The organism is Streptomyces sp. NPDC026062 (assembly GCF_055568375.1).
Genome location: NZ_JBVHOQ010000004.1, coordinates 69,160 through 95,579, shown reverse-complemented (window position 1 = coordinate 95,579; position 26,420 = coordinate 69,160). Strand labels below are relative to the sequence as shown.

General features: G+C 70.8%; 20 protein-coding genes, 1 pseudogene and 1 riboswitch. Of the genes and pseudogenes, 8 read left to right on the top strand and 13 right to left on the bottom strand.

Annotation, left to right across the window (positions count from 1 at the left end):
• Window positions 1–58: 58 nt before the first annotated feature.
• On the bottom strand, window positions 59–1,960 hold the full coding sequence (locus ACZ4LX_RS05075) for an ABC transporter ATP-binding protein (RefSeq protein WP_467639687.1): 1,902 nt from the start codon (window positions 1,958–1,960) through the stop codon (window positions 59–61).
• A gap of 279 nt (window positions 1,961–2,239) precedes the next feature.
• Here ACZ4LX_RS05075 and ACZ4LX_RS05070 point away from each other — a divergent pair, with 279 nt between their 5' ends.
• The gene (locus tag ACZ4LX_RS05070) at window positions 2,240–2,401 is read left to right on the top strand and encodes a hypothetical protein (RefSeq protein WP_326733509.1); all 162 of its coding nucleotides are present in this window, start codon (window positions 2,240–2,242) and stop codon (window positions 2,399–2,401) included.
• 129 nt (window positions 2,402–2,530) lie between these two features.
• Window positions 2,531–4,351, top strand: a complete 1,821-nt coding sequence (locus tag ACZ4LX_RS05065) for an ATP-binding SpoIIE family protein phosphatase (RefSeq protein WP_467639916.1) — start codon at window positions 2,531–2,533, stop codon at window positions 4,349–4,351.
• Window positions 4,352–4,431: 80 nt separating this feature from the next.
• On the opposite strand, the gene ACZ4LX_RS05060 is transcribed toward ACZ4LX_RS05065, so the two are convergent.
• The 3 genes and pseudogenes from ACZ4LX_RS05060 to ACZ4LX_RS05050 form a co-directional block, all read right to left on the bottom strand.
• Window positions 4,432–5,787: a M20/M25/M40 family metallo-hydrolase gene (locus ACZ4LX_RS05060; protein WP_467639690.1), complete on the bottom strand. Its 1,356-nt coding sequence runs from the start codon at window positions 5,785–5,787 to the stop codon at window positions 4,432–4,434.
• On the bottom strand, window positions 5,787–6,224 hold the full coding sequence (locus ACZ4LX_RS05055; RefSeq protein ID WP_467639694.1) for a hypothetical protein: 438 nt from the start codon (window positions 6,222–6,224) through the stop codon (window positions 5,787–5,789). The genes ACZ4LX_RS05060 and ACZ4LX_RS05055 overlap by 1 nt, the downstream gene beginning before the upstream one ends.
• Window positions 6,221–7,690, bottom strand: a pseudogene (locus tag ACZ4LX_RS05050) (APC family permease). Before ACZ4LX_RS05050 ends, ACZ4LX_RS05055 begins: the two are co-directional and overlap by 4 nt.
• Window positions 7,691–7,968: 278 nt before the next feature.
• On the opposite strand from ACZ4LX_RS05050, the gene ACZ4LX_RS05045 reads away from it, so the two are divergent.
• Together ACZ4LX_RS05045 and manD are read left to right on the top strand one after the other, a co-directional pair.
• The gene (locus tag ACZ4LX_RS05045) at window positions 7,969–10,383 is read left to right on the top strand and encodes a glycoside hydrolase family 9 protein (protein ID WP_467639697.1); all 2,415 of its coding nucleotides are present in this window, start codon (window positions 7,969–7,971) and stop codon (window positions 10,381–10,383) included.
• 257 nt (window positions 10,384–10,640) lie between these two features.
• Entirely contained in the window at window positions 10,641–11,855 is a 1,215-nt protein-coding gene (manD, locus tag ACZ4LX_RS05040; RefSeq protein WP_467639700.1) for a D-mannonate dehydratase ManD, read from the top strand.
• Window positions 11,856–11,889: 34 nt separating this feature from the next.
• Here the strand turns inward: manD and ACZ4LX_RS05035 are convergent, their stop codons facing one another.
• Together ACZ4LX_RS05035 and ACZ4LX_RS05030 are read right to left on the bottom strand one after the other, a co-directional pair.
• A complete protein-coding gene (locus ACZ4LX_RS05035; RefSeq protein WP_467639703.1) occupies window positions 11,890–13,683 on the bottom strand; it encodes an ABC transporter ATP-binding protein in 1,794 nt (597 codons plus the stop codon).
• Window positions 13,684–13,787: 104 nt separating this feature from the next.
• The gene (locus tag ACZ4LX_RS05030; protein ID WP_467639706.1) at window positions 13,788–15,017 is read right to left on the bottom strand and encodes a benzoate/H(+) symporter BenE family transporter; all 1,230 of its coding nucleotides are present in this window, start codon (window positions 15,015–15,017) and stop codon (window positions 13,788–13,790) included.
• A 180-nt stretch (window positions 15,018–15,197) separates the two neighbouring features.
• Between ACZ4LX_RS05030 and ACZ4LX_RS05025 the strand changes: the two genes are divergently transcribed.
• A complete protein-coding gene (locus ACZ4LX_RS05025; RefSeq protein WP_467639709.1) occupies window positions 15,198–15,788 on the top strand; it encodes a helix-turn-helix domain-containing protein in 591 nt (196 codons plus the stop codon).
• A 10-nt stretch (window positions 15,789–15,798) separates the two neighbouring features.
• Here ACZ4LX_RS05025 and ACZ4LX_RS05020 read toward each other — a convergent pair whose 3' ends face one another.
• The 5 genes from ACZ4LX_RS05020 to ACZ4LX_RS05000 all read right to left on the bottom strand — a co-directional run bounded on the left by ACZ4LX_RS05020 (window position 15,799) and on the right by ACZ4LX_RS05000 (window position 22,638).
• Entirely contained in the window at window positions 15,799–16,671 is an 873-nt protein-coding gene (locus tag ACZ4LX_RS05020; protein WP_467639711.1) for a glutathione S-transferase family protein, read from the bottom strand.
• Window positions 16,672–16,859: 188 nt separating this feature from the next.
• Window positions 16,860–16,910, bottom strand: coding sequence for a putative leader peptide (locus ACZ4LX_RS05015; RefSeq protein ID WP_393063431.1), 51 nt, complete (start codon window positions 16,908–16,910; stop codon window positions 16,860–16,862).
• Between the two features lie 52 nt (window positions 16,911–16,962).
• Window positions 16,963–17,107, bottom strand: a riboswitch (SAM riboswitch).
• A gap of 252 nt (window positions 17,108–17,359) precedes the next feature.
• Window positions 17,360–17,950, bottom strand: coding sequence for an N-acetylmuramoyl-L-alanine amidase (locus ACZ4LX_RS05010; RefSeq protein WP_467639714.1), 591 nt, complete (start codon window positions 17,948–17,950; stop codon window positions 17,360–17,362).
• 432 nt (window positions 17,951–18,382) lie between these two features.
• The gene (locus ACZ4LX_RS05005) at window positions 18,383–19,735 is read right to left on the bottom strand and encodes an SWF or SNF family helicase (protein WP_467639717.1); all 1,353 of its coding nucleotides are present in this window, start codon (window positions 19,733–19,735) and stop codon (window positions 18,383–18,385) included.
• The gene (locus ACZ4LX_RS05000; protein WP_467639720.1) at window positions 19,732–22,638 is read right to left on the bottom strand and encodes a DEAD/DEAH box helicase; all 2,907 of its coding nucleotides are present in this window, start codon (window positions 22,636–22,638) and stop codon (window positions 19,732–19,734) included. The genes ACZ4LX_RS05005 and ACZ4LX_RS05000 overlap by 4 nt, the downstream gene beginning before the upstream one ends.
• Window positions 22,639–22,892: 254 nt before the next feature.
• Between ACZ4LX_RS05000 and ACZ4LX_RS04995 the strand changes: the two genes are divergently transcribed.
• From ACZ4LX_RS04995 to ACZ4LX_RS04985, 3 genes are all read left to right on the top strand, one after another.
• Window positions 22,893–23,972, top strand: coding sequence for a fatty acid desaturase family protein (locus ACZ4LX_RS04995; RefSeq protein ID WP_467639723.1), 1,080 nt, complete (start codon window positions 22,893–22,895; stop codon window positions 23,970–23,972).
• A gap of 177 nt (window positions 23,973–24,149) precedes the next feature.
• Complete coding sequence (locus ACZ4LX_RS04990; protein ID WP_326733485.1) at window positions 24,150–24,332, top strand: hypothetical protein; 183 nt, start codon at window positions 24,150–24,152, stop codon at window positions 24,330–24,332.
• Window positions 24,333–24,346: 14 nt separating this feature from the next.
• Entirely contained in the window at window positions 24,347–24,889 is a 543-nt protein-coding gene (locus ACZ4LX_RS04985) for an MOSC domain-containing protein (protein ID WP_467639726.1), read from the top strand.
• 76 nt (window positions 24,890–24,965) lie between these two features.
• Here ACZ4LX_RS04985 and ACZ4LX_RS04980 read toward each other — a convergent pair whose 3' ends face one another.
• Together ACZ4LX_RS04980 and ACZ4LX_RS04975 are read right to left on the bottom strand one after the other, a co-directional pair.
• On the bottom strand, window positions 24,966–25,892 hold the full coding sequence (locus tag ACZ4LX_RS04980) for a hypothetical protein (protein ID WP_467639729.1): 927 nt from the start codon (window positions 25,890–25,892) through the stop codon (window positions 24,966–24,968).
• 117 nt (window positions 25,893–26,009) lie between these two features.
• Window positions 26,010–26,318: a hypothetical protein gene (locus tag ACZ4LX_RS04975; RefSeq protein ID WP_467639732.1), complete on the bottom strand. Its 309-nt coding sequence runs from the start codon at window positions 26,316–26,318 to the stop codon at window positions 26,010–26,012.
• Window positions 26,319–26,420: the final 102 nt, after the last annotated feature.

The following is a 26,420-nucleotide window of genomic DNA, read 5'->3' as shown; positions in this document are numbered from 1 at the left end:
CCCCGGTTCGCACGGACCGGGGGCATTGCTCCGCGCTGTGCCGCGGGCCGTGCCAGGATCAGAGGGACGTGGCGTGCGCCCCCTGCTCCTCCCCGGCCACCGGCGGCGCGAACTGCGTCCGGTACAGCTCCTCGTACCGGCCCCCCGCGGCCAGCAGCTCGTTGTGGGTCCCCCGCTCGACCACCCGGCCCTCCTCGACGACGAGGATCAGATCGGCCGCCCGCACGGTCGACAGCCGGTGTGCGATCACCACGGCGGTGCGCCCCTCCAGCGCCTCGGCCAGGGCCTCCTGCACCGCGGCCTCCGACGTGGAGTCGAGGTGAGCGGTCGCCTCGTCGAGAATGACCACGCGCTGGCGGGCCAGCAGCAGCCGGGCGATCGTCAGCCGCTGACGCTCACCCCCGGAGAGCCGGTAGCCGCGCTCTCCCACCACCGTGTCGAGCCCGTCGGGCAGCGAGGCCACCAGGCCGTCGAGCCGGGAACGGCGCAGCGCGTCCCAGATGTCGTCCTCGGTGGCTTCCGGCCTGGCCAGGGTCAGATTGGCGCGGACCGACTCATGGAAGAGATGCCCGTCCTGGGTGACCATCCCGAGCGTCTCGCGGATCGACTCGGCGGTCAGCTCGCGTACGTCGATGCCGCCGAGGCGTACGGCACCGGAATCGGCGTCGTACAGCCGGGGCAGCAACTGGGCGATCGTCGACTTCCCGGCGCCGGACGAGCCGACCAGAGCGACCATCCGGCCGGGCTCGGCACGGAAGGAGACCTCGTGCAGGACCTCCGTCCCCCCGCGCGAGTCCAGCGTCGCGACCTCTTCGAGCGAGGCGAGCGAGACCTTGTCGGCCGACGGATAGCCGAACGAGACACCGTCGAACTCCACCGACACCGGCCCCTCCGGCACCCTGCGCGCATCCGGCTTCTCGGCGATCAGCGGCTTCAGATCGAGGATCTCGAAGACCCGCTCGAAGCTCACCAGCGCGCTCATCACCTCGACCCGCGCACCGGCCAGCGCCGTCAGAGGGGCGTAGAGCCGGGTCAGCAGCAGAGCCAGGGCCACCACGGCACCGGGTTCCAGACTGCCGCGCAGCGCGTAGTAACCCCCCAGCCCGTACACGAGGGCCAGCGCCAGCGCGGAGACCAGGGTGAGCGCCGTGATGAACGTGGACTGCGCCATGGCCGTACGGATTCCGATGTCACGGACCCGGCTCGCACGGGCTGCGAACTCGGCGGACTCGTCATCGGGCCGGCCGAACAGCTTGACGAGCGTGGCTCCGGGGGCGGAGAAACGCTCGGTCATCTGCGTGCCCATGGCCGCGTTGTGAGCGGCCGCCTCACGCTGCATCCGCGCCATGCGGGAGCCCATCCGGCGGGCGGGGACGACGAACACCGGCAGCAGGACGAGCGCGAGCAGGGTGATCTGCCAGGAGATGGTCAGCATCACCGTGAGCGTCAGCAGCAGGGTCACCAGGTTGGAGACCACCCCGGAGAGCGTGTTGCTGAACGCCCGCTGCGCCCCGATCACGTCGTTGTTGAGCCGGCTTACCAGAGCCCCGGTACGGGTCCGGGTGAAGAAGGCGACCGGCATCCGCTGGACATGGTCGAAGACGGCCGTACGCAGGTCCAGGATCAGGCCCTCGCCAAGCCTGGCCGACAGCAGCCGGGTCAGCAGGCCGAGCCCCGCCTCCGCCACCGCGATCACGGCGATGAGCAGCGCGAGCCGGGTGACGGTCCCGCTCTCCTCACCCTGGACGATCGCGTCGACGACCCGGCCGGCCAGCACCGGCGTGGCCACGGCCAGCAGCGCCATGACGACGCTCAGCAGCAGGAAACGGTAGACCTCATGGCGGCGTGGCCGGGCGAAGCCGGCGACCCGGCGCAGGGTGGCCCGGGAGAAGGGTCTGCGGTCCTGTTGGGCGTTCATCGCGCTGTGCAGCGACGACCAGGCGGTGACTTCCATACTCATGCGGTGCCTCCGGGGTGCGAAAAAGCCTGCGTGGCTCCCGGACACGGACCGGGGCGCAGAAGGAACGCTATGAGCTAAAGCGCACTTGAGGTCAACGGATATCTCTGCGAGGGCGCGGAAGGAGCAGCGTCGAAGACCGGATCCTGCGACAAGAGCGCAGGTCGGCGGCCTGGCCGCCCATTCCTCGGTGCCGTCGGCGGCAGCGGATGCGGACCACGTAGAATCGGCCCCTGTTTCCGGCCGAACGATGGCAAACACAACCGATTGAGGCAGTGCGACGTGAGTTTCACCGACAGTACCGATGCACCTATCTACGCCGGACTCGTGGAAGAGCACGGGGACGTGCCGGCCGAGGTGCGCAGGGTGGCTGAGGAGACGTTGCGCGAGGCCGACCGGGCCATCGACTTCAGTGACGTGCGAAGGGCGGCCGCTTACCGGTAGCAGCCGGGGGCCGGCCTCGTGGGGCCCCGCGCCCCACTGCCGTCCCGACATCTCGCACTGCGGACCGGGCTCTCCCGTCGGAGCATGGAACGAGCAGTCGCCGACGACATCGGGACGAAGGGATGCCGGATGGGTGGTGAACGGCATGAGCCGCCTCCGGACGGGGTCGAGGCCGAGCTGGACCAGATCGACGCCCTGAACCACATGGCGGCGCCCCGGCCCGGCCCCCCGAGCCCGCCGCTGCCGGTCGAAGGGACGGAGGAGGAGGCCAGGCGCCGCGACTCCCGGCTGCTCTCCGCCGGGCACGACCTGGCCGAGTCGGATTCCGTCGATGAGGTTCTGAAGCTGGTGTCCGCCCTGTATGCCCCCGCATTCCCGCTGGACGGCCAGTGTGTGTTCGGAATCGGTGAGGGAAGCCTGAACGCCCTGGGGCAGTACGGCTTGCAGCCGGGAGGCGTCGACCGGGACTTCCGGATGCCGATGACGACCGGCTATCCGGCGGCCGAGGTGGCCAGAACCGGGCGGGCCGTCTATCTCGCCTCCCAGGAGGAGTACCGCCGCCGTTTCCCGGCGACCTGGCACATCTCCGCCCGCAGGAGCCGCGCGGCGTGGGCCTTCGTGCCGCTCGTGACCGCCGGACGGATCACCGGAGTCTGGCTGACCGCCTTCCGCGCACCCGTGGCGTTCACCGCTGCCGAGCGCGCACTGCTGACGACGACCGGGCGGAGGCTCGCCCAGGTGCTGGAACGGGCCCGCGCCAGCAGAGCCGAACTCGAACTCTCCCGCGGTCTGCGCCACAGCATGCGCACCGACGGCCCGGCCATGACCGGACTGAGCGTGGCGACGCGCTATGTGCCGACCGGGGGAGGCCTCATGGTCGGCGGGGACTGGTACGACAGCATCGACCTGCCCAACGGCCGCCTCGCCCTGGTCATCGGCGACGTCCAGGGACACGATGTGCACGCGGCGGGACTGATGGCCCAACTGCGCACCGCCGTACACGCCTACGCGGCGGAGGGGCACGGTCCGGATGCCGTACTGGCACGGGCCTCACGCTTTCTGACCACGCTCGACGAGGACCGGTTCGCCACCTGCCTCTACATCGAGGCCGATCCGTCCACCGGTGACCTGCACATCGCGCGGGCCGGACATCCGCATCCGGTCCTGCGGACCCCGGACGGCACCTGTCTGGTCAAGCATGTCAGCGGCGGTCTGCCGCTGGGCCTGATGCCCGGCGAGGAGGACTATCCCGTCGACATCGTGCGCCTGCACGACGACGAGGTCCTGATGCTGTGCACGGACGGGCTGATCGAGAACGGCGGCCACGACATGTACACCGGCTGGGTCCGGGTACGCGACGCGTTCTCGCCCGGCCCCGTGGATGATCTCGAAGGTATGGCCGACCGGCTCATGGCGGCCGTGCTCAGCCCCGGCCCCGGGGACCGGGCGGACGGCACCGCGCGCGACGGCGACGACATCGCCCTTCTGCTCCTTCGCCGGGACCCCGGGCAGGCACGAGCGGAGATCAGCCGGCGCCGGCTGATGCTGACCGTGGGCCAGGACCAGGGTGAGGGGCTGGCCGAGGCGAGGGCCGAACTGAAGGCGCTGCTGCACGACTGGGCGCGGCCCGATCAGGTGGACACCGCGGTGCTCCTGGCGACCGAACTCCTGGGCAACGTGCTCGTCCACACCGACCAGGACGGCGCGCTGACCGCGTACGTCACCGGTGAGACCGGCCGGCGCCGGCTGCTCGTCGAGGTCATGGACCGGGGCGACGAGCTGCCCCACCAGCGGACCCCCGGCGAACTCGCCTCGTCGGGACGAGGCCTGATGCTGCTCGACATCCTGGCCGATCAGTGGGGTGTGCGCCCCGAACCCGAGGGCAAGACAGCCTGGTTCGCGCTGGCCGAAGGACCTCCGGCGGACGCCGGTGACTCAGCTGCGGGCTGATCCCGGCGGGACCCAACCGCGCGGGCCGGCCCGACGTTCCCCGCCGGGCCGGCCTCAGGGACCGGTCTGCCGCGGGACGTTCAGCGGAACGTCCGGGCGTACTCGTGGAGGAACAGCGCCTCGACCTGCGCCATGTGCTGGATCTCGGTGGGGTCGACGCTCTCGTTCGGGGCGTGGATGAGGCACTGCGGCTCCTCGACCCCCATCAGGATGATCTCGGCGGCCGGATACGCGTCCGCGAGGGCGTTGCGGAGCGGGATGGACCCTCCCTGCCCCAGGAACGCCATCGGCTTGCCGTACACCGCGCGCATCGCCTTGCCGAGCGCACCGTACGCCGCGCCGTCCGTGGCCGCGCGGAACGGTGAACCGGTGGACTCCGGCTCCACCTTCACCCGCACACCCCACGGCGCGGCCTTCGTGAGGTGGCCGGTCAGGGCGGTCCGGGCAGCGGCCGCGTCGGTGCCCGGCGGGATGCGCAGGCTGACCCGGGCGCGGGCCGTCGGCGGTACCGAGGCCGCCGATCCGACCACCGGTGGGCAGTCGATACCGAGAACGGTGACGGCCGGGCGGGCCCAGAGCCGGTCGGCCACGCTGCCGGTACCGGTGAGAGGCACACTGTCCAGGACACCGGCGTCGGTACGGAACCGCTGCTCGTCGTAGCCCGCGCCCTCCCAGCCGCCCGAGGCGTCCAGACCGTCGACCCGGGTCGCCCCCGACTCCGGATCCCGCAGCGTGGACAGCAACTGGATCAGGGCCGCCAGCGCGTCGGGGGCGGGGCCGCCGAACATTCCGGAGTGGACCTCGCCGGCCAGCGTGTCGACGGTCACCACGACGTTCACGAGTCCACGCAGCGAGGTGGTCGCGGTACCGAGGCCCACGGCCGCGTTCCCGGTGTCGCAGACCAGCAGGGCGTCGGCCGTGAACAGTTCGCGGTGCGCGGCCACATACTCCTCCAGACCGCCGGTGCCCTGTTCCTCCGATCCCTCGGCCACGAACTTCAGACCGACGGGGATGTCGTCGCCGAGCGCCCGCAGCGCGGTGAGGTGCATGACGATGTTGCCCTTGCAGTCGGCCGTGCCGCGCCCGTACCAGCGACCGTCCCGCTCGGTCAGGGTGAACGGCGGTGTCGTCCAGGCGTCGTCGTCGAGCGGGGGCTGCACGTCGTAGTGGCAGTAGAGCAGTACGGTCGGGGCGCCCGGCGGCGGCGGACGGTGTCCGATGACCGCGTTGCTGCCGTCCGGCGTCTCGGCGAGATGTACGTCGTGCAGCCCGGCCGCGGTGAACGCGTCGGCGACCCACTGCGAGGCCCGGCGGCACTCCTCGGGCGGGTACTGCCGGGGATCGGCCACCGAGGGAATGGATACCAGCTCGGTCAGATCGGCCTGCGCGCGCGGCATCAGCCCGGCGATGCGGTCCGCGAGTTCGTCGGGGGTCATCAGCGCCTCACGGTGTCGTCGGTCTTGAGATCGTCGATCTTGTCCTGGATCCTGTGCAGCTTGTCCGGGCAGTAGATCTCAAGGATCTTGGCCTCGGCCCTGACCGCCCGGGTGTCCGCGATCACCGGACGCATACCGGGGCCGGTGGCCCCGTTACCCAGATTGATCTTCCACAGCGCGGAGTTGAGCGCAGAGCCGGGCTTGTCGCACACCTGCCCGCCGTCGTTGCCCAGCGTCCGCTCGATGGTGTCCACGTCCGGGCGGGGGAGCCCGGCGTCCTCGGCGGCGTCGGCCAGCTGCTCGGCCTTCTGCGCCGCCTGGTTGCCGGTCTTGACGTTCTCGTACCGGATGACGCCGACGACGGCGAGCGCCACCAGGATCACGATCACTCCGATGTACAGCCAGCGGTGCTCCGAGGCGAATCGGGTGGGGCTCATGACATGGCCTCCTCGTCGGCCGCGGCGGTACGCCAGCCCGGCTTGCGCAGTCTGAGGAACAGCCACGGGATCAGCAGGCCGAGGATGACCAGACCGCCGCCGATGACACAGATGTAGACCAGCACGCTTCCGTTGCCGAACTGGGAGGGCGGCACGAAGCCGATCGCCAGCGCCGCGACGGAGGCCAGCAGGCCGACGACGCACATCACGTTGATCGCGGGGACCCGGTAGCCGCGAGGGTGGTCCGGCTGCGTCCGGCGCAGCCGCATCGCCGCCACGAACATCAGCAGGTACACGATCAGATAGACCTGAGTGGTGATGGTGGAGAAGATCCAGTAGACGCTGGAGACGTTCGGGATCAGCGCGTACATCAGGGTGATGACGGTCGTCACCACGCCCTGGGTGACCAGGATGTTCTGCTGGATGCCGTGCTTGTTCAGGCGCTGGAGGTACGGCGCGGCAGGTAGCCCTCGCTGCGGGAGATCTCCAGGAGGCCCTTGGACGGGCCGGCCAGCCAGGTCAGCATCCCGCCGAGGGCCGCCGACACCACCATCACCGCGGCGATCGGCGTCATCCAGCCGACGTGGAAGTAGGCGAAGAACGCGTCGAACGCCTGCATCACACCCGCCGTCAGGCTCAGCTGGTCGGACGGCACCACCCAGCTGATCGCCAGCGCGGGCAGGATGAAGATCAGGAGGACCAGCCCCATCGCCAGGAACATCGACTTCGGATACTCCTTCGCCGGGTTCATGAGCGAGGAGACGTGGACCGCGTTCATCTCCATGCCGGAGTATGGAGAGGAAGTTGTTGACGATCAGGACGAGACTGGCGAGGCCGGCCCACTGCGGCAGCAGGTGGGAGGAGGCCATCGGCGCGGCGGAGCTGTTGCCCTGCCCGAGGAAGACCATGCCGAGCACCACCAGGACGGTGCCGGGGACCAGCGTCCCGATCACGAGTCCCCACGAGGAGAGCCCGGCGAGCGCCTTGGTGCCCCGCGAGGAGATCCAGACCCCGGACCAGTAGAGCACCATGATCACGATCGCGGTGTAGACACCGTTGGAAGCCAGCGCCGGATCGATGACATAGGCGACGGTGGAGGCCACGAACGCCAGCAGACTCGGATAGTAGAAGATCGTCATCGCGAACTGGCACCACACCGCGAGGAACCCGAGCGGCTTCGAGAGCCCCTCGCTCACCCAGCGGTACACGCCGCCGGGCCAGCCCGATGCCAGTTCGGCCGAGACCAGGGCGGTCGGCAGCAGGAACACGATCGCGGGGATGAGATAGAGGAAGACACAGGCAAGCCCGTAGACGGCCATGGTGGGGGCCGCCCGCAGGCTCGCCACCGATGCCGTGGTCATCAGGGCCAGGGTCAGCCAGCTGAGTCGTGGGGCCGCCGGCCGGGCCCTGGCCACGGGGCGTCCCGCTTCCTTCGGCAGGTCAGCCGGCATGTCCATCGCGCTCATGCATACCTCCGGTCGGAACGCCACAGGCACGGGGCGTTCAGACCGCCAGCTTCCGGTGACCGGTCCGCGTTCGCGCGCGGGTCACCCGAACGGGTGACGCACGAGGGCTGCCCCGAAACCGCGGGCGCGCCGAGGCGGCGAGGTGCCCCCCGAGAGCGGCTTCTGTCGGAACTGTTGACAGCCTTCGCGGGAACTGGCTTCATGAGCAACGCCTTTGGGAGCGCTCCCACGCCTCCGCGGTGCCGTGCCCCCACCGACGTACGGAAGGGATTGTTCCGTTGCGCCCGCTCACTCTCCCCACCCTGCGAAGACGACACCGGCCGGCCGTCGGCAGTCCCTCCGCACGCCGCCCCGGCGCCCTCGCGCCGGCTCTCGCTCTCGTTGCCGGACTGTTGCTCCCGCTGTCGTTGTCCGGCAACGCCGCCGCCGCACCGGCCTTCGCCTACGGCGAAGCGCTGCAGAAGTCCGTGCTGTTCTACGAGGCTCAGCAGTCGGGCCCCCTCCCGTCCACCAACCGCGTCGGCTGGCGCGGTGATTCGGCCCTCGACGACGGCAAGGACGCGGGCCTGGATCTGACAGGTGGCTGGTACGACGCCGGTGACCACGTCAAGTTCGGCCTGCCGATGGCCTTCTCCGCCACCATGCTCGCCTGGGGCGGCTCGGAGCAGAAGGACGCCTACGCGGCCTCCGGTCAGCTCTCTCACCTGAGGGAGAACCTGCGGTTCGTCAACGACTACTTCCTCAGGGCGCACCCGTCACCCAACGTCCTGTACGGGCAGGTGGGCAACGGCGGGGACGATCACAAGTGGTGGGGACCGGCCGAGGTGATGCCGATGAAGCGGCCCGCCTACAAGATCGACGCCTCCTGCCCGGGCAGCGATCTGGCAGGCCAGACGGCCGCGGCCCTGGCCTCCTCGTCGATGGTGTTCGCCGACAGTGACCCGGCGTACGCCGCGAAGCTGATCACCCACGCGAAGCAGCTGTACACCTTCGCCGACACCTATCGCGGCAAGTACAGCGACTGCATCACCGACGCGCAGTCGTACTACAACTCCTGGAGCGGGTACAACGACGAACTGGTCTGGGGCGCGATCTGGCTGTACAAGGCCACCGGCGACTCCTCGTACCTCGCCAAGGCCGAGTCGTACTACGACAACCTCTCCACCGAGCCGCAGAGCAGCACACGGTCCTACCGCTGGACGCTCTCCTGGGACGACAGCTCCTACGGGGCCTACGTGCTGCTCGCGCAGCTGACCGGGAAGCAGAAGTACGTCGACGACGCGAACCGCTGGCTCGACTGGTGGACGGTCGGCGTCAACGGGCAGCGCGTTGCCTACTCACCCGGCGGCCAGGCGGTGCTGGACAGCTGGGGATCGCTGCGCTACGCGGCGAACACCGCCTTCGTGGCGCTGAGTTACTCCGACTGGCTGACCGACAGCACCCGCAAGGCCCGCTACCACGACTTCGCTGTCCGCCAGATCGACTACGCGCTCGGTGACAACCCGCGCAAGTCGAGTTACGTGGTGGGCTTCGGCAGCAACCCGCCGACCAAGCCGCACCACCGCACCGCCCACGGTTCCTGGACCGACCAGATGAACAGCCCCGTGGAGAGCCGGCACACGCTGTACGGAGCTCTGGTCGGCGGACCGAGTGCGGCGGACGACACCTACACCGACGACCGCGCCAACTACGTGAACAACGAGGTGGCCACCGACTACAACGCGGCCTTCACCGGAGCGCTGGCCCGGCTCTACGGCGAGTACGGCGGAGCCCCGCTCGCGGACTTCCCACAGCAGGAGACGCCGGACGGGCACGAGATGTCCGTCCAGGCCTCGGTCAACGCGGCCGGCGGCAACTTCACCGAGATCAAGGCATATCTCGTCAACCGGTCCGCTTGGCCGGCGCGTGCTCTCACCGACGCCTCCGCGCGCTACTACTTCACCCTGGAACCAGGGGTCACGCCCGCGCAGATCAGCCTCACCACGAACTACAACCAGTGCGGTGAGGTGACCGGTCCCACGCATGACGAGGGCGATGTCTACTACGTGACGGTGGACTGCTCAGGCACGGACATCGCACCCGCCGGCCAGTCGGCGTACCGCAAGGAGGTCCAGTTCCGGATCACCTCGGCCGGGGCCTGGGATCCGGCGAACGACTGGTCCTACCCGTCGTCGGCCACCACCCCCGGCACCACGCCGGTGGACGCACCGCACATGGTGCTGCTGGAGGGTCCGGCGCCGCAGTGGGGCAGTGCACCGGACGGGGGCCCGGACCCGACGCCCGGACCCGATCCGACCACGACCCCCGATCCGACCACGACCCCGGATCCCACGCCGACGCCCGAGCCGACACCCGACCCGACGGACCCGCCCGGTCAGGCCGGTTCCTGTGTGGTCACCTACCGAGTCAGCCAGTCCTGGGACAGCGGATTCACGGCTGACGTCGCCGTCCGGAACACCGGGCCGGCCCCCGTCGACGGCTGGCGGCTGGACTTCGCCTTCGGCGGAGCCGAGACGGTCGCCAACGCCTGGAACGCCATCGCCGCCCAGACCGGCTCCCGCGTCACGGTGAAGAACGCCACGCACAACGCGGGAATCCCGGCGGGAGGCACCGTCTCCTTCGGATTCCAGGCCACCGGTGCGCCGACGGAGACGCCCGCCTCCTTCACCCTCAACGGGACGGAGTGCGGCTGACCGGCGCTCCGGCGGAGCGCCGGACGGGGCACGCAGAGCCGCTGCGGCGAGGTTCCGGCCCGCCGTGGCGGCTCTGAGATCGCCCCTGCCGGTGGCCCGGTCGCGAGGCGATGGGACGATATCCGCATGCGGCAGCTCACCGAACCGATGAACGTGGACGAACCTGTGTGGCCGATTCCGAGGGCGGTCGGGCGGCAGGAGGGCCCAGGTGCGCCCGGGCGCCGAGGTTCCGTCTCCGTCCCCGGGAAGGAGCGCGCGTGAAGATCGTCGACGCGAAGGCCGTCGTCACCAGCCCGGGACGCAACTTCGTCACCCTGAAACTGACGACCGACGAAGGCCTCACCGGCCTCGGCGACGCCACACTCAACGGACGGGAGCTGGCTGTCGTCAGCTACCTCACCGACCATGTGGCACCCCTGCTCACCGGCCTCGACCCGCACAGGATCGAGGACACCTGGCAGTACCTCTACCGCGGCGCCTACTGGCGGCGCGGGCCGGTGACCATGGCCGCGATCGCCGCCGTGGACGTGGCGCTGTGGGACATCAAGGCCAAGGCCGCGGGGCTGCCGCTCTACCAGCTGCTCGGCGGCGCGAGCAGGGACCGTATCGGCACCTACGGACACGCCAACGGCCGCGACATCCCCGAGCTCCTCGACTCCGTACGGGCCAGGCTCGCCGAGGGCTACCCCGCCGTCCGCATCCAGACCGGAATCCCCGGGCTGAAGGCCGTGTACGGCGTGTACAACCAGGACGAGGACGGCACGACCGTCGCCCACCAGCAGGCCCGCCCCCTGGTCGAGGACTGGGACACGGACGCGTACCTGCGCCACACGCCGGCCGTCTTCGAGGCGGTACGCGCGGAGTTCGGCGCCGGGCTGCCGCTGCTCCACGACGCCCACCACCGGCTCACCCCGGTCCAGGCGGCGCGGCTCGGCAAGGACCTGGAGCCCTACCGGCCGTTCTGGCTGGAGGACTGCACGCCCGCCGAGAACCAGGAGGCGCTGCGTCTGGTCCGCCGCCACACCACCACGCCGCTGGCCGTCGGCGAGGTGTTCAACACGGTGTACGACTACCAGGCGCTGATCACCGAGCAGCTGATCGACTACGCGCGTTCGGCCGTCACCCACTTCGGCGGGGTCACCCCGCTGCGCAAGCTCTTCGACTTCGCCGCCCAGTACCAGGTGAAGAGCGCCATCCACGGACCGGAGGACATCTCGCCGGTCGGGATGGCCGCGGCCGTCCACCTCGACCTGGCCGTTCACAACTTCGGCATTCAGGAGTACTCGGGCCACAACGCCCTGACCGAGGAGGTGTTCCGCCACGCGTACACCTTCACCGACGGATACCTGCACCCCGGCGAGGCGCCGGGCATCGGTGTGGAGCTGGACGAGGAGAGGGCGGTTGCGCATCCGTACGCGCGCGCCTACCTTCCGGTCAACCGCCTCCGGGACGGCAGCGTCCACGACTGGTGAGCCGGGGGCGCCGCCGTCGTCCGGCGGGGGACCGTTACGGGTAGGCGGGCTGAAGGCCCGCGTACACCCCTTCCCTGCCGATCAGTTCGTCGTGCGTCCCCACCTCCGCGATCCGGCCGCCCTCCATCGCCACGATCCGGTCGGCGCCCTGGATCGTGGAGAGCCGGTGGGCGACGACGAAGACCGTCCGGCCGTGCACGAGCCGGGAGAGAGCTTCCTGTACGAGGGCCTCCGAGCGGTTGTCCAGTGCGGAGGTGGCCTCGTCGAGTACCAGTACCCTGGGATCGCGGATCAGCGCGCGGGCGATGGCGAGCCGCTGCTTCTGGCCGCCCGAGAGGCGCGCCCCCCGCTCGCCGACGACCGTGTCCAGACCGAGCGGCAGATTCCTGACGAACTCCAGTGCGTTGGCGTCCGCCAGCGCCCGCATCAGCGTGGCTTCGTCGGTGTCTCCCATCCCGTACGTCACGTTGTCGCGGATGCTGCCCTCGAAGAGGATCGACTCCTGGGGAACCACGGACAGAAACCGCCGGTAGCTGCGCAGGTCGAGGCCGGCCATATCGGTTCCGTCGAGGAGGATGCGGCCCGAGGTGGGCCGGATGAATCCGATGAGGAGGTTCAGGACGGTCGACTTGCCCGCGCCCGACGCGCCGACCAGGGCGATGGTCTCGCCCGGCCGTGCCGAGAGGGTGAACCCGTCCACGGCGGGGGCCGCGTCCTCGTATGCGAAGCCGACGTTCTCGAAGTCGATCCGGCCGGTGACACGGTCGACCTGTGCCTTGCCGGCGTTGTGTTCGAGGTCGGGTGCCTGGAGCACCTCGCCTGCCGAACGTACCGACTCCAGCCCCTTGGTGAGGATGGGCGCCAGGCCCAGCAGCGTGGTGACGGAACCGGTCAGGACGGTGAAGAAGGCACTGAGCATCACGACGTCGCCGGGGGTGATGGGCATCCAGCCGTGGTAGGCGACCAGAGCCGACCCCGTCAGGCACAGCACCCCCAGCGTGTTGAGTATGACCCAGGCCAGCGACCCGAAGCGGCCGTTGATCACGTCCAGGCGCAGACCGGCCGCGAAGACCTGGCGCAGCGAGCCGTCGACCCGGCCGAGCGCGGTGCGCTCCAGTCCGTGGGCGCGGGTGATGGGTATCAGGGTGGTCATCTCGCCGACGCGGGAGGAGAGTTGTTCGACCTCGCGCCGGAAGGACTCGTTGTGGCTGCGCAGCCGGGAGCGCAGCTTCATCACGAGGAAGCCGGCCGCCGGCACCACGATCAGGAAGACCGGAAGGAAGGCGGGCACGCGCACGCCGATGACGACGAGCCCGCCGATCAGTGTCACGACGGCGCCGAGGCCCATGTCGGCGCTCTGCTGCATCATCTGCTCGACCGACTCCACGTCGCGGACCACCTTGGCCTGCAGGACGCTCGAACTGACCCGTGAGTGATAGCCGATGGACAGCTGCTGCATCCGGCGGCACAGCGCCGAGCGCAGGGTCGTGCCCATGCGCCGGATGCTGCCGCCGAGGCAGCGTACGTACCACTGGTGGAGCGGGTAGTTGATCACGAGGATGAACAGCAGAACACCGGTGGACTTCCAGAGCCCGGACTCCGGGCCGTGCTGGACGACCACGTCCAGCACCGTGGCGGTGATCAGGGGAAGCAGCCAGATGGGGCTGTGCTTCACGACGAAGATGACGGCCGCGAGGACCAGCCGCCCGCGGTCGGGCCGGAAGAGGTGGCCGAGCGTACGGATCGGGTTCTCGCCGCGGTAGCGGTGGTCGAGGTGGTCAAAGGGCGCCAGGGGTTCGGCGGAGGGTGGGGAAACCGCTTTCTGCATGGTGTCCATCCCACCCCGCCCCCGCTGTCCGGAGCAACTCCGTTCCACGGACAGGACAGGAAGGTGCCGGGTGCGCCACGGCGGGTTCCAGGTCCCTACGGGCTTCAGTGGACGCGGACTTCGGCCGGCAGGGGCTCGGGTACCGGCTCCTCGTGGCGCGGGCGGCCCGCCGAGGCGATGGCGCCGGTGACCAGGCCGGCCAGCAGGCCCCAGAACGCGGAGCCGATCCCCAGCAGTGTCACGCCGGAGGCAGTGGCGAGGAAGGTCACCACGGCCGCCTCCCTCGACGCCTTGTCGGCGAGTGCGGCGGACAGCGAGGCCTCAATGGTGGCGAGCAGACCGATGCCGGCGATCGTCAGGACGAGTTCCTGCGGCATCGCGGTGAGGAGCGAGGCGACGGTGGCACCGAGGAGACCGACACAGAGGTAGAAGACGCCTGCCCACACGGCGGCGAGATATCGCTTGTCGCGGTCGGGGTGCGCTTCCTCGCCGGTGCAGATGGCGGCCGTGATCGCGGCCAGATTGAGGCCGAACGCGCCGAAGGGAGCCAGAACGGCGTTGGCCGCCCCGGTCCATGTCATCAGTGGCGAGACCGGCACGTCGTAGCCGGCGCCGCGGATCACGGCGACGCCGGGCAGATTCTGCGAGGCCATCGTGACGACGAAAAGGGGAGCGCCGACGCTGACGAGGACCTTCCAGTCGAACTCCGGTGCCGTGAAGACCGGGGCGGCCAGGGCGAGTCGGACCTTGCCCAGTTGCCAGCCGCCGGTGAACACGGTGGTCGCCACGCCCGCGGCCAGCGCCAGCAGCACGGCGTAGCGGGGAAGCAGGCGCCGGCCCAGCAGATAGATCACGAACATGGGGAACGCGACCGCGAATCCGCCGTCCATCGTGCTGAACAGCCCTGTTCCGAACCGCAGCAGTACCCCGGCGAGGAGCGCGGCCGCCAGGGGCACCGGGATCCGGCCCATCAGCCGGCCGAACCAGCCCGTCACCCCGCTCACGAGGATGAGCAGCGCCGAGAAGACGAAGGCGCCGACCGCCTGAGCCATCGGCACACCGCTCAGTCCGGTCGCGAGCAGCGCGGCTCCCGGCGTCGACCACGCGGTCACGACAGGGGCCCGGAAGCGCAGCGACAGTCCGACGCAGGTGCAGGCGAGCCCGACACCGAGCGCCAGCATCCAGGAGGAGATCTCGCGGGAGTCGGCCCCCGCCGCCTGCGCGGCCGTGAAGACCAGGGCGGCCGAGCTGGTGACGCCCACCATGACGGCGATCAGTCCGGCGGCCACGGCCGAGGGCGGCGCGATCGAGCGAATGCGGGTGATCGCGAACATGAGTGAGCCACTTCCCCTGCGATGTGCCTGACCGGGTGCTGCCCCTGGCTGGACCGATGGCCCGCGGTTGACGGGGCGTGCCCGTGAAGGTGCGTTCCGTATACGGAACGTTCTGTATGTGGAACACTAGAGAAGCGGGCCGACGCCCGTCAACCGGAGAGTGGAGCGGGTGCACGGCCGATGGGGCTGAACGAGGACGTGGGGCGCAGGCTGCGAGCGCTGCGGCGCGAGCGGGACCTGTCCCTTTCGGAGCTCTCCAGGCGCTCCCGCGTGGGCAAGGGCACGCTCTCGGCGCTGGAGAGCGGCACCAGGAATCCCACCCTGGAGACGCTGTACGCACTCACCACGGCGCTCGGTCTACCGCTCAGCGCCGTGCTGAGCGACCCGCTCCCGGCAGGGGGCTCCGGTCCGGCACTCCCCGGTGTCTCGGGAAGTGCCGTCACCGCTGTCCTTCTGGAGCGGCACGAGGACGGGCCCGCGGTCACCGATGTGTTCCGCATCAGCATCAGGGCGGGCGCCGTGCAGCAGTCGCAGGGGCATGTCCCGGGCACCCGGGAGAGCCTGATGGTGCTGGCCGGGACCGCCGTCGTCGGCCCGCCGGACGACACCAGTACCGCGGGTCCCGGTTCCTGCGCGCACTGGCGGGCCGACGCGCCCCACGTCTACGGCGCGCCCGACGGCGACGTGCAGGGCATCCTCTTCGTCCGCTATCCCCCGGCGGGGGAGCCCGCGGAGGGTGTGGACCGGGGAACCGCTCGCGCCTCGGACTGAACGCCTGGGCTCACGCCGCGTCGGACACGGCATCGTCCGCGCACGAGAACGCGGAGCGGTCGTCGGGCACGGCATCGTCCGCGCACGGGAGCGCGGAGCCGTCGTCGAGCACGATGTCGTCCGCGCGGGGGAAGGCGGGATGGCCTTCGAGGCGTCGGACGAACTCCTGGAGCCGGGGATACGCGGACAGGCAACCGGCCGGGCCCGGACGGACGAGCGCCACCCAGAGGTCCACGTCGGCGGCCGTCAGCTCCGCGCCCAACGCATAGGGCCGCAAGGAGAGACTCTGTTCCATCAGACCGAGTGCCGCCGAGCGCTCCGAGGGCGCGGCGGACGGCGTGACCTTCCGGTCCAGCAGTTCACGCAAGGCTTCGACGTCCCGGGCGAGTGCCGGCGGGTGGAGCGCGGAGGGGCGTGACTCGTCGTGCCCGGACAGCAGACCCGCGAGATCGCGCAGAATGCCGGGCGTGTGGTTGCTGACGATGCGGCCGCTCCAGCGGTCGCGCAGCGCGGGTGCCGTCAGCGGTCCGTCGTAGTGGAGCACCGTGGCCTCGTACGCACCGAGCAGCGAGGCGAAGGCCTCGGGCGTCCCGGCCGGGTGGGTCAGGAGCGTGGTGGTGACCGAGTCCCGCAGCCCGAGGAGATCGAGTGTGATGGAGATGCGCAGCGAGCGCGGACAACTCGCCGACAGGAACAGTTCGTAGCGGTGTGGTGCGGGATAGAACCCGCCGGCGAGCCCGACGCCGATCCGGCTGTGGAAGCGGGGGGACCGGACCCCCGACGAGGGGCGAAGGCCTGCGGCGCGGGATGCGGCGGCGGACGAAACGGGGCCGCAATTCGGTGACTTGCCTGTGATGGAACCGCGTGATGCTGTCTCGGGCATGACTCTCCCTGTGGGGATCCCTGGGGGAACGACGAAGCCACCGTCACCTCGTGGGCGCCGGCGGCCGGATGCGGAACGACTGCGCTTGCGTACCGGTCCGGACCTGGAGGACCCGAAGGGTCCCGAAGCGATCACACCGGAAAAAAGGGAATCCGGCGGATCGGACCGGGACAGGTCCTGCGTGTGGACTAGTAAGCGCTGGAGACACGCAACAGATCGATGTGCAAGCGCCTCGTCAAGCCGTTCCTGGGCAATTCCCACCGGTCCTGCCATCGGGGCTCGCGAGACGCGAGACCGCGCTTGCCCTGTCGGTGCGACAGGACCCGGTCGTCACCCGGGGCACCCCATCGCGGTGGAAGGGTTGCCTGCCAGCGGGCCGGGGCCGATCACCGCACGAGCGGGAGACCCCGCACGGGCAGCGCTGACAATCGTGACCGTCCACGTCAGTCTCGGTGCGCCCGGTGGTGCCGTCAAGAAGGCGGGACCGGCCGTCTCGCCTGGTGGTCACCGGCGTTGCCTTCCGATCCGGTACGGCACCCGTTTTCCGGCCGGCCCGCCCCGGCTGCCGCTCGGCCGCTCCTGATCCGCCGCCCGCCCGGGGCGACTTGGAAGCACTGGTGCGGCCATTCGGCCGGTCCACGCCCCCGGCGTACACCCGGGGCGTGGAGTCCGGCCGACCGTGCGTGGTTCAGCCGGCGCTCAGCAGGTTGACCAGACGGATGTAGCGGACCCAGTCCCAGTGGGGACCCGGGTCCGTGTGGTCCGTACCCGGGACCTGAACGTGGCCGAGGATGTGCGCCCGGTCCTTGGGGATGCCGTAGCGGTCGCACACCGAGGCCGTCAGCAGTGCGGACTTCTCGTACATGGCGTTGGTGAAGTAGGAGGGCTGGTCCACATAGCCCTCGTGCTCGATGCCGATGCTACGGGTGTTGTAGTCCCAGTTCCCCGCATGCCAGGCGATGTCCTTCTCCCGCACGCACTGGTCGATGTACCCGTCCCCGGAACGCACCAGATAGTGCGCGGACACCTGCTTCGCCGGATTCTGGAAGATCGCCACGGTGTCCGAGAACGTCTCCTGGGTGACATGGATGATCACGTACTGCACCGGATAGGCCGAAGGCCGCGTCGATACCGTGTAGTTGGACGCCGAGGCCGGTACCCAGTGGGCCGCCGGATAGTCCGTCTCGCCGGCAGTTGCCGCGGTGGCGCGGACGGAGGCGGGAAGCAGTGCCCCCGCCGCTGTCGCGGCGGCGCCCTGAAGGATCCTTCTGCGGTCCATGCGTACTCCTGAGTGTGGGGGAGGGCAGCGGCGTGACGCTCCGGAACGGGCCTCGCGCGGCCGTTCGGCAACGCGTGGAATGCCGGTACCCGATTCACCGGCATCCCGTGACTCCCTGTTGTCCGATGACCGGAACGTGCTGTCCGATGTGCGGCCGAGCGGCGTGCGCGCCCCACCGTACGGGCGCCGCGCGGGTGGCGGAAGACGGCAGCGGTCCGAAACCGGTCCGAACCAGGGGGAGTTGCGGTGACGTGGGCCGCCCCGTAGTCGGGCCGGGGCCGGGCCGCCGGGCGGTGGGGCCCCGCGGCCCGGGAGCTCCGGTCCTCGGCCGGTCGGTGGGTGCGGCAGCTCCGGAGGCGTCACGGACGTCTCCATGCCGGAGCCGTCCGGCCGGGTCGAAGGCGTACCCTGCCCGCCGCCGGCGAGCCGTTGTCAGCCGTCCGAAGACGCCGTCGCATCCGCCCAGGCCGCCGCCGGATCCTCGTCGGACGGACCCACCGGAGTCCACCGGCCGCTCTCCTTGCGGTACGGATACCAGCGGCCGTCCCGTCCGTAGCGCAGCTGAGCCGTGCCGTCCACGGACGTCCAGCGGTTGCGCTCGGCGCGCAGCCGGGGAGCCTCGTCCTCCTCCCAGGCTCCGGCGAGCCGCGTTCTGGCCCGGGCGAGGGTGCCGGCGCCCGGCGTCCACTCCTCGTCGAGCACGGCGAGCGCGGCCGGGCCGCCGTAACGCCAGGCGCGCACGGCGGCCGCCAGACCGGCACGCTGCCGGCCCGATCCCGCCGCCAGCCGGTTCGCGATCCACGGCTCGGGCCGCGCGTCCGCCGCCAGCCGTACCGCGTCCTGCCCGGGAGTCAGCCCGGCAGGGACCGGCTGCTGTCCATGACCGGGCGACAGCGCCTCAGCCAGCATCCGGTGAGCACGCGCCGCGCTGTCCGTTGCCAGCATCTCCAAGGCGGCCGGGTCCACGCCCGGTTCTGGATCCGTCTCCGTTTCCAGGGAGGGAGACGGTCCCGGTTCGGCGGGGAGCACAGGGACCGGTGGCAGTGGCGGGAGGAGGCCGGCCGCCGCGTAGGCCTCGGCCGCCACGACCCCGCGCACGGCGTGGATTTCGGTCCTTCCGCCCTCCTCGGCCGCGTCGTCCGCTGGGTCCGACGGTCCGTGCCGCGCGGCCCGGGCGGCGATCCGCACCTGGAGCTCGTCCAGCAGCCGCCGTTCACCGCGGCCCCGCATCAGCAGCAGGACGAACGGATCCTGGTCCAGCAGCCGCGCCACCTGGTAGCAGAGGGCGGCGGTGTGCGGGCAGTGGTCCCAGGCCTCGCAGCCGCACTCGGGGTCCAGGTCACCGATCCCCGGCAGCAGGTCCACACCGGCCGCCGCCGCGTCCTCGACCAGATGCGGAGGCATCTCCCGGTCGAGGAGCGCGGCGATGTGCCCGGCCCGGTCGACGGCCATGCCGAGGAAGCGGTCCCACTCCCCGTCGGTCAGCTCCTGGAGCAGTACGTCGCTGCGGAAGCCGCTCTCGTCACGGTCGCGGACCACCGCGGTGATCCGGCCCGGCCGCACGGACACCGCGCCGACCCGGCCCTCACGGGCGAACCGGCGGCCCTTCTTGAGCTGTTGCCCGTCCAGCGCGGTGTCCTCCAGAGCCTTCAGCCAGGCCCGGCCCCACCAGGACTCCGCGAAGCCGCGTCCCTGCGCGGGAGGCAGCGCGGCGAAGGTGCGCTCCTGCCCGGGCACCGTGCCTTCGCCCTCGCCGAACGCGTCCGGCTCGTATCCTTCGCTCATCGTGCGCCCCCTCGCAGTTCCACCAGATCGGCCAGTTCCGCGTCGCTGAGCTCGGTCAGGGCGCTCTCGCCCGAACCGAGCACCGCGTCCGCGAGCCCCTGTTTGCGGGCGAGCATCTCGGAGATCCGGTCCTCGATCGTGCCTTCGGCGATCAGCCGGTGGACCTGCACCGGCTGGGTCTGCCCGATGCGGTACGCGCGGTCGGTGGCCTGCGCCTCGACGGCAGGGTTCCACCAGCGGTCGAAGTGCACCACATGGCCGGCCCGGGTGAGATTGAGCCCGGTCCCGGCGGCCTTGAGTGACAGCAGGAAGACCGGTGCCCCGCCCGACTGGAACCGGCTCACCATCGCCTCGCGCTGGGCCACCGGCGTCCCGCCGTGCAGGAACTGCGTATCGATCCCGCGCGCCGCCAGATGCCGCTCCAGCAGCCGTGCCATCTGCACGTACTGGGTGAAGACGAGGACGCCCGCCCCCTCCGCGAGAATCGTGTCCAGCAGCTCGTCCAGCAGCTCCACCTTGCCCGAGCGGTTCGCGATCCGCGGTTCCTCCTCCTTGAGATACTGCGCGGGATGGTTGCAGATCTGCTTGAGCGCGGTCAGCAGTTTCACCACCAGGCCACGCCGGGCCATCCCGTCGGCTTCGGAGATGGCCGCCAGTGTCTCCCGTACCACCGCCTCGTACAGACCCGCCTGTTCGGCCGTCAGCGACACCGCGCGGTCCGTCTCCGTCTTCGGCGGCAGTTCCGGGGCGATGCCCGGATCGGACTTGCGCCGGCGCAACAGGAAGGGCCGCACCAGCGCCCCGAGGCGCTCGGCCGCCGCCGGATCGCCGCCGCCCTCCACCGCACGCGCGTACCTGGTACGGAAGGTGCCGAGCCTGCCCAGCAGGCCGGGGGTCGTCCAGTCGAGGATGGCCCACAGCTCGGAGATGTTGTTCTCCACGGGGGTACCGGTGAGGGCGACGCGTGCCCGCGCCCGGATCGTGCGAAGCTGCCTGGCCGTTGCCGAGTACGGATTCTTCACGTGCTGTGCCTCGTCCGCGACAGCCATGCCCCACCGCACGGTCGCGAGCCGCGACGCGTCCAGCCGCATCGTGCCGTACGTGGTGAGGACGAACTCGCCGTCCGCCAGGTCCTCCAGACTGCGCGATCCGCCGTGGAAGCGGCGGACGGGGGTGCCCGGTGCGAACTTCTCGATCTCCCGTTGCCAGTTGCCCATCAGCGAGGTCGGGCAGACCACCAGAGTGGGTCCGGCGGCCTCTTCGAGGGTCTGGCGGTGCAGATGCAGGGCGATCAGCGTGATGGTCTTGCCGAGCCCCATGTCGTCGGCGAGGCAGCCGCCGAGCCCGAGCGAGGTCATGGTGTGCAGCCAGTTGAGGCCACGGAGCTGGTAGTCACGCAGCGTCGCGGTGAGCGCGGCCGGCTGACCGACCGCCGGCTCGTCGCCCTGCCGGGACTCCGGATCCGCGACCCGCTGCCGCAGACGTTCCAGCCAGCCCGTCGCCTGTACGTCGACCCGGTGCCCGTCGATCTCGGCGGAGCCGGTCAGCACGGCGCCGAGCGCATCGATGGCGGTGACCTTGCGGTCCTGCGTCTCCCTGGCGCGACGCGCCTGTTCGGGATCGACCAGCACCCACTGGTCGCGCAGCCGTACCAGCGGCCGTCCCGCCTCGGCGAGCCGGTCCAGCTCCGCCCGGCTGAGCTGCTGGTCACCGAGGGCGAACCACCAGTTGAATGTCAGCAGGGAGTCGGCGGACAGCAGCGGCGCGGTGTCCGGAGCGGTGCGCGCGTGAAGCGGGTTCCCGTCGGGCTCGCCCGGCCCGTCCGCCTCGCCCGAGGGGCCGATCACCGCGCGAGCCGTCAGCTCGTGCGACAGCTCCCGGGGCCAGTGCACCTGAACACCGGTGGCGGCGAGGGCCCGGGAGGCGGGACCGAGGAGTTCGGTGATCTCCTCGTCGGCCGGCTCCACGGCGTCCGGCACGGCGGCCGACAGCAAGGGGGCCAGGGGCGGCCAGGCGCGGGCGGCCCGGCGCAGCATGAGCAGCGTGTCCATCCTGGCCTTCGGCCCGAACGCCGCCGCTGCCGGTCCCGAGCCCGCCCAGATCTCGGCGGCGTCGGCGACCAGCGTCGGATCGCTCACGCCGTGGATCTGCGGAACGACACGGAAGACGGGGCCGGCAGGCTGCCCCGACGGCGTCTCACCGGTTCCGTCGAGTCCCAGGACCTCCACGCGCAGCGAGAGCCGGACACCCGCGTCGTGCCCCGCGGCGACATCGGCGACCCAGGCGCGCTGCCCGGGCAGGTGCTGGGGCTCGTCCGAGGTGAACGCCGGGCCACCCGAGGCGAACGGGGCACCGGGTGAGCGCGGCAGCCCGTCCGCGATCGCGTCGATGAACTCCCTTACCAGTTCATGTGGTTCGGGCAGGAGAAGAGGCTGCGCCAAGGCGTCGACCGGCACCGCGTGCGCGGTGGGCGGCATGGACGCGGCAAGGGTACGGATCCGCTCCCGGTCGTCCGCCGTGAGCGGGCCGGCCCGCCAGGCGTCATGATCGGTGGCACTCAGCCCCGGCAGCAACAGCCCCCGGGCGGCGAACTGCAGGGCCAGCAGAGCCGCTGCGCCCCAGAACCGGGCTGCGGCGGAGGCGTGCGCCGCAGCCCGGGCGCGGGTGAGCACCGGGAGTGCGTCCCTCACCGGGAGGATCCGCGCGGGCACCCCGTGCGGCAGCGCGTCGGCGCCGGCGACGGTGAGCTCCTCGACGGATCCCGGGGCGTCGGGAGGACTGCTGCCGTCCGGATACCAGAAGGCGACCCGTCCGGTCCGGGAAGGGGACGCGGGGAGGAAGACCGCGGAACAGCCGGCGAGCGCGGAGATCTCGGAGAGCGTTGCTGCGGGGAGGCGGTGCACAGCGATATCAGAGTCCTCAAATTTGACTAGTGAGTCGAGGTCGCCGAGGGTACTCCACTCGAAGCGCCAGGGGGAGTGCCGCACATGTGATTCGGGTCACTTGGGGGTGTTCCTTGTTTCTGCCCGGTGGTGCGGGCCCCTGTCGGAAGGAGGGGGCTGGCACCAGGAGACCCCGGGTGGTGGCTCCATGGCTGCCGTCCCACGGCGACCCGTACGTTTCATCAGGTCAACGCACCTATGAGACCGGAGACATCATGCCTCAGGCCGCAACCGCCGTCGCGGAACGGACCCGCGACAGCGCCGGAATTGCGGGAAGTCCGGGAATCGCAGGAAGCGCCGGAAGTCCGGGAAGTGACTTCGCGCCACTGCTGCGGGCCGTCAAGGAGCAGGGACTCCTCGAACGGCGCACCGGCTGGTACGCGGCAGGCATCGCCGTCAATCTGCTCGCACTGGGCGCGGTGATCACCGCAGTGGTCCTCCTCGGGAACACCTGGTGGACCCTCCCGCTGGCTCTGCCCCTTGCCGTCGTCTGGTCCCGTACCGCCTTCGTCGGGCACGACGCCGGCCATGCCCAGATATCCGGCAGCCGGCGGGTGAGCCGGACCATCGGCCTCTTCCACGCCAACCTCCTGCTCGGCATGAACGAGGCGTGGTGGAACGACAAGCACGTACGTCACCACGCCAACCCGAACCATATCGACAAGGACCCGGACGTGGGCGTCGGAGCCCTCGTCTGGACCCAGAAGCAGGCCGCACAGCGTGCGGGCTTCGCCCGTTGGCTCACCCGCAACCAGGCCCGGCTGTTCTTCCCGATGCTGCTCCTCGAAGGCATCGCCCTGAAGATCTCCGGCTTCCGGTACCTGCGACAGCAGCCCGTCAGGGAGCGGGCCCTGTCCGCCCTGCTCCTGCTGGCCCACCTCGGGCTCTACGCGACGCTGCTGCTCACAGTCATGTCTCCTGGAAAGGCGGTCGTCTTCGCGCTCGTGCACCACGCGCTCTTCGGACTCCACCTGGGCATGGCCTTCGCTCCGAACCACAAGGGCATGGAGATGCCCGACCCGGACGGTGACCGCTGGGGACATCTGCAGCGGCAGGTCCTCACCTCGCGCAACGTGCGCGGCGGCGTCCTCACCGACTGGTTCCTCGGCGGGCTGAACTACCAGATCGAGCACCACCTCTTCCCGAGCATGCCGCGACCGCATCTGCGGCTGGCCCAGCCCCTGGTCAAGGCCCACTGCGAGGCGCTCGGCATGCCGTATGCCGAGACCGGACCGACCGAGTCCTACCGGCAGGCGCTGGAGCACATGCACGAGGTCGGTGCTCCACTGAGGTGACTGGCCGGGGGCGGACCGGCTGAGGCGGGCCGGCCCGAGTGCAACCGGTCGGGCCGGCCGGGGTGGAACCGGCAGAGGTGGCCGTGCGCGGGCGTGTCCGCGGCGGATGGAACCGATGGGCGCCCGCAGGCGTTCTCACAGCAGGAGCGGCCCACGGCCGCGGAGGAGGCGTGGACGATGTCGAACAGCGCGAAGATCGCCATCGGGGGAGTTGTCGTCGCAGTCGTCCTGATGCCGTTCATCGGGTTCTGGCTGTCACTGCTGGTGCTCATCGGAGTTCCCGCGATCGCTTATCTGGCCTTGGACCCGGGCCAGCGACGCAGGCTCCGTAGGATCACGCGCAAGGAAATAGGCCGCTAGAGGAGACCTGTGCAGTGAGCGGGACAGTCACCGTCGTGAGCAGAAACGACACGTACAGCTTCACCAAGCCGAACCGGGACAGTGTGAGGCTGCTGACCGGACTGGGCGTGGAGGGGGATGTACACGCGGGGGTGACGGTCAAACACCGTTCCAGGGTCGCGCAGGACCCCACCCGGCCGAATCTGCGGCAGGTCCATCTCATACACGAAGAGCTGTTCGCCGAGCTGCGCGAGGTGGGCTTCGAGGTCGCCCCCGGTGACCTGGGGGAGAACATCACCACCCGCGGTGTCGATCTGCTGGCCCTTCCCGTCGGTACCAGGCTTCACCTCGGTGACGAGGCGGTCGTCGAGGTCACGGGGCTGCGCAACCCGTGCCTCCAGATCGACAACTTCCGGAACGGGCTGCTCAAGCAGGTCGTCGGCCGGGACGAGGCGGGCAACATCGTCCGTAAGGCCGGGATCATGAGCGTGGTCGCTGCGGGCGGCGAGGTCCGGCCGGGCGACCCGGTCGAGGTCGAGCTTCCCGCGGAGCCCCACCTGCCGCTCGCGCAGGTCTGAGAGCCTGACTCCAGGGAGACCGGGGGTTTTGGATCCCCAAGGTTCCCGGACCCAGTGGTTCGGCATCCCGCCGAGGTCAGGACGGCCGGACGGCGATCGCGTCCAGAGCCTTGAGCAGCTTGGGGAGCTCGGTGCCGCGACCCACGGTCAGGATTTCCCCCGGCACCTCGTCCAGCAGCAGGAAGGCGATGTCGTCGGTCCTGGCGACCATGGACCATCCGGGGCCGTCCGCCCGGATCATCCGGGCGTCGCCGGGGGCGAAGGACGAGCGGATGCGGCCGGGCGGCGGCGGGGTGCCGACATAGGCGTGCGCGTCGGCCAGCGCCCGCCGGACGCCGGGATGCGTTCGGCGGAGAAGGGTCTTCTCGGAGCCGGACGGGGACACCGAGTCCGTGCCCGCGTCGGCAGCGGTCTCGGTGCCGGCGTCCGTGCCGGCGTCCGCGCCGGTCTCGGCGGGCGTGTCCGGATCCGCGTCCTTGCCGCCTTCCGGCTCGAAGGCTGTCGCGTCGTCGATCTGTTCCCGCCAGACCGCCCACTGAAGTGCGATCGCGTCCGCCCCCAGCCTGCGCTGGGCAGGCCCCCACGCATCGGTGTCGGGCGGGGACAGCGGCGGCCGGTCCTCCCCGCCCGCATCGGGGTCGGGCGCCGGATCGTGGGGGGCTGCCACTCCCGGAGCGGCGACCGCCACGGCAAGCGGCCAGCCGGGCAGCGCACAGACCACCGTGCGGTCGTCCGGCGAGAGGTCGTACTCCATCCCGCAGTCCCAGGACGCTATCGCCACGGCCACCAGTGAGACGTCGTCGACGACCACGGTCCACCGGGCCCCGTCGGAGTCCTGGCCCAGGACCAGCCCGTATCCTTCGGCGTACGGCTCCAGGCCCAGGGCCGCGCAGGCCGCCGGGTAGTCGTCGCCGAGGACGCTCGGGAACTGCGCAGGGGTCAGCAGGACCGCGGTCAGCACATACAGCGCGTCGTCGGCGACTGTGTTGTCGGTCCCGGCCACCGGACCCTCCTCTTCCGTCGTGCGTGTCGTCGGCGCACCTTAACCAGTGGGTAACCCGCTCGTCGAGGCCCTGACAAGGCCGGACGCCGACTTCGGCGGCGAACCGTGCGGCCCCGCTCAGCCGTCCGCGAGGCCGAGCAGCGTACGGGCCACCGTCTCCGGTGACTCGTCGCGCTCCCGGGCAAGCGCGATGACGGCCCGGCAGGCGAGTTCACCGACGCCGAAGGAGAGCGCCTCGGGCGACACCCAGCCGCTCGCCTCGTCCATCCGGTCCTCGTCGTCCTCCACCGACGCCGCGACGTACGTGGCGGCCGCCTCGAAGAGGTTGTGCTGCCGGCGCTCAGGCGTCCGCGCGGCCCCGGCGGAGGGGCCGTTCGCGCGCCCGGGGGACACGGCTCTGCGCAGAAGGCCGAACACTCCGGTCATGGGGGACCGCCTCTCGTCGATGGGAGCGCCGGCGCACACGCGTGAAGCGGTACGTGCTGTGCGTACGGTGCCGTCCGTACGTACTCACCGTCATGCCCCCAC

Bases quoted from the DNA above. Each gene is read 5' to 3' on its own strand.
- ACZ4LX_RS05030 (WP_467639706.1), bottom strand. From the start codon at position 15,017: ATGTTCGCGATCACCCGCATTCGCTCGATCGCGCCGCCCTCGGCCGTG.
- ACZ4LX_RS05005 (WP_467639717.1), bottom strand. From the start codon at position 19,735: ATGAGCGAAGGATACGAGCCGGACGCGTTCGGCGAGGGCGAAGGCACG.
- ACZ4LX_RS04995 (WP_467639723.1), top strand. From the start codon at position 22,893: ATGCCTCAGGCCGCAACCGCCGTCGCGGAACGGACCCGCGACAGCGCC.
- ACZ4LX_RS04990 (WP_326733485.1), top strand. From the start codon at position 24,150: ATGTCGAACAGCGCGAAGATCGCCATCGGGGGAGTTGTCGTCGCAGTC.
- ACZ4LX_RS05010 (WP_467639714.1), bottom strand. From the start codon at position 17,950: ATGGACCGCAGAAGGATCCTTCAGGGCGCCGCCGCGACAGCGGCGGGG.
- ACZ4LX_RS05055 (WP_467639694.1), bottom strand. From the start codon at position 6,224: ATGAGCCCCACCCGATTCGCCTCGGAGCACCGCTGGCTGTACATCGGA.
- ACZ4LX_RS04975 (WP_467639732.1), bottom strand. From the start codon at position 26,318: ATGACCGGAGTGTTCGGCCTTCTGCGCAGAGCCGTGTCCCCCGGGCGC.
- ACZ4LX_RS05020 (WP_467639711.1), bottom strand. From the start codon at position 16,671: ATGCCCGAGACAGCATCACGCGGTTCCATCACAGGCAAGTCACCGAAT.
- ACZ4LX_RS05075 (WP_467639687.1), bottom strand. From the start codon at position 1,960: ATGAGTATGGAAGTCACCGCCTGGTCGTCGCTGCACAGCGCGATGAAC.
- ACZ4LX_RS05035 (WP_467639703.1), bottom strand. From the start codon at position 13,683: ATGCAGAAAGCGGTTTCCCCACCCTCCGCCGAACCCCTGGCGCCCTTT.
- ACZ4LX_RS05065 (WP_467639916.1), top strand. From the start codon at position 2,531: ATGGGTGGTGAACGGCATGAGCCGCCTCCGGACGGGGTCGAGGCCGAG.
- ACZ4LX_RS05025 (WP_467639709.1), top strand. From the start codon at position 15,198: ATGGGGCTGAACGAGGACGTGGGGCGCAGGCTGCGAGCGCTGCGGCGC.
- ACZ4LX_RS05060 (WP_467639690.1), bottom strand. From the start codon at position 5,787: ATGACCCCCGACGAACTCGCGGACCGCATCGCCGGGCTGATGCCGCGC.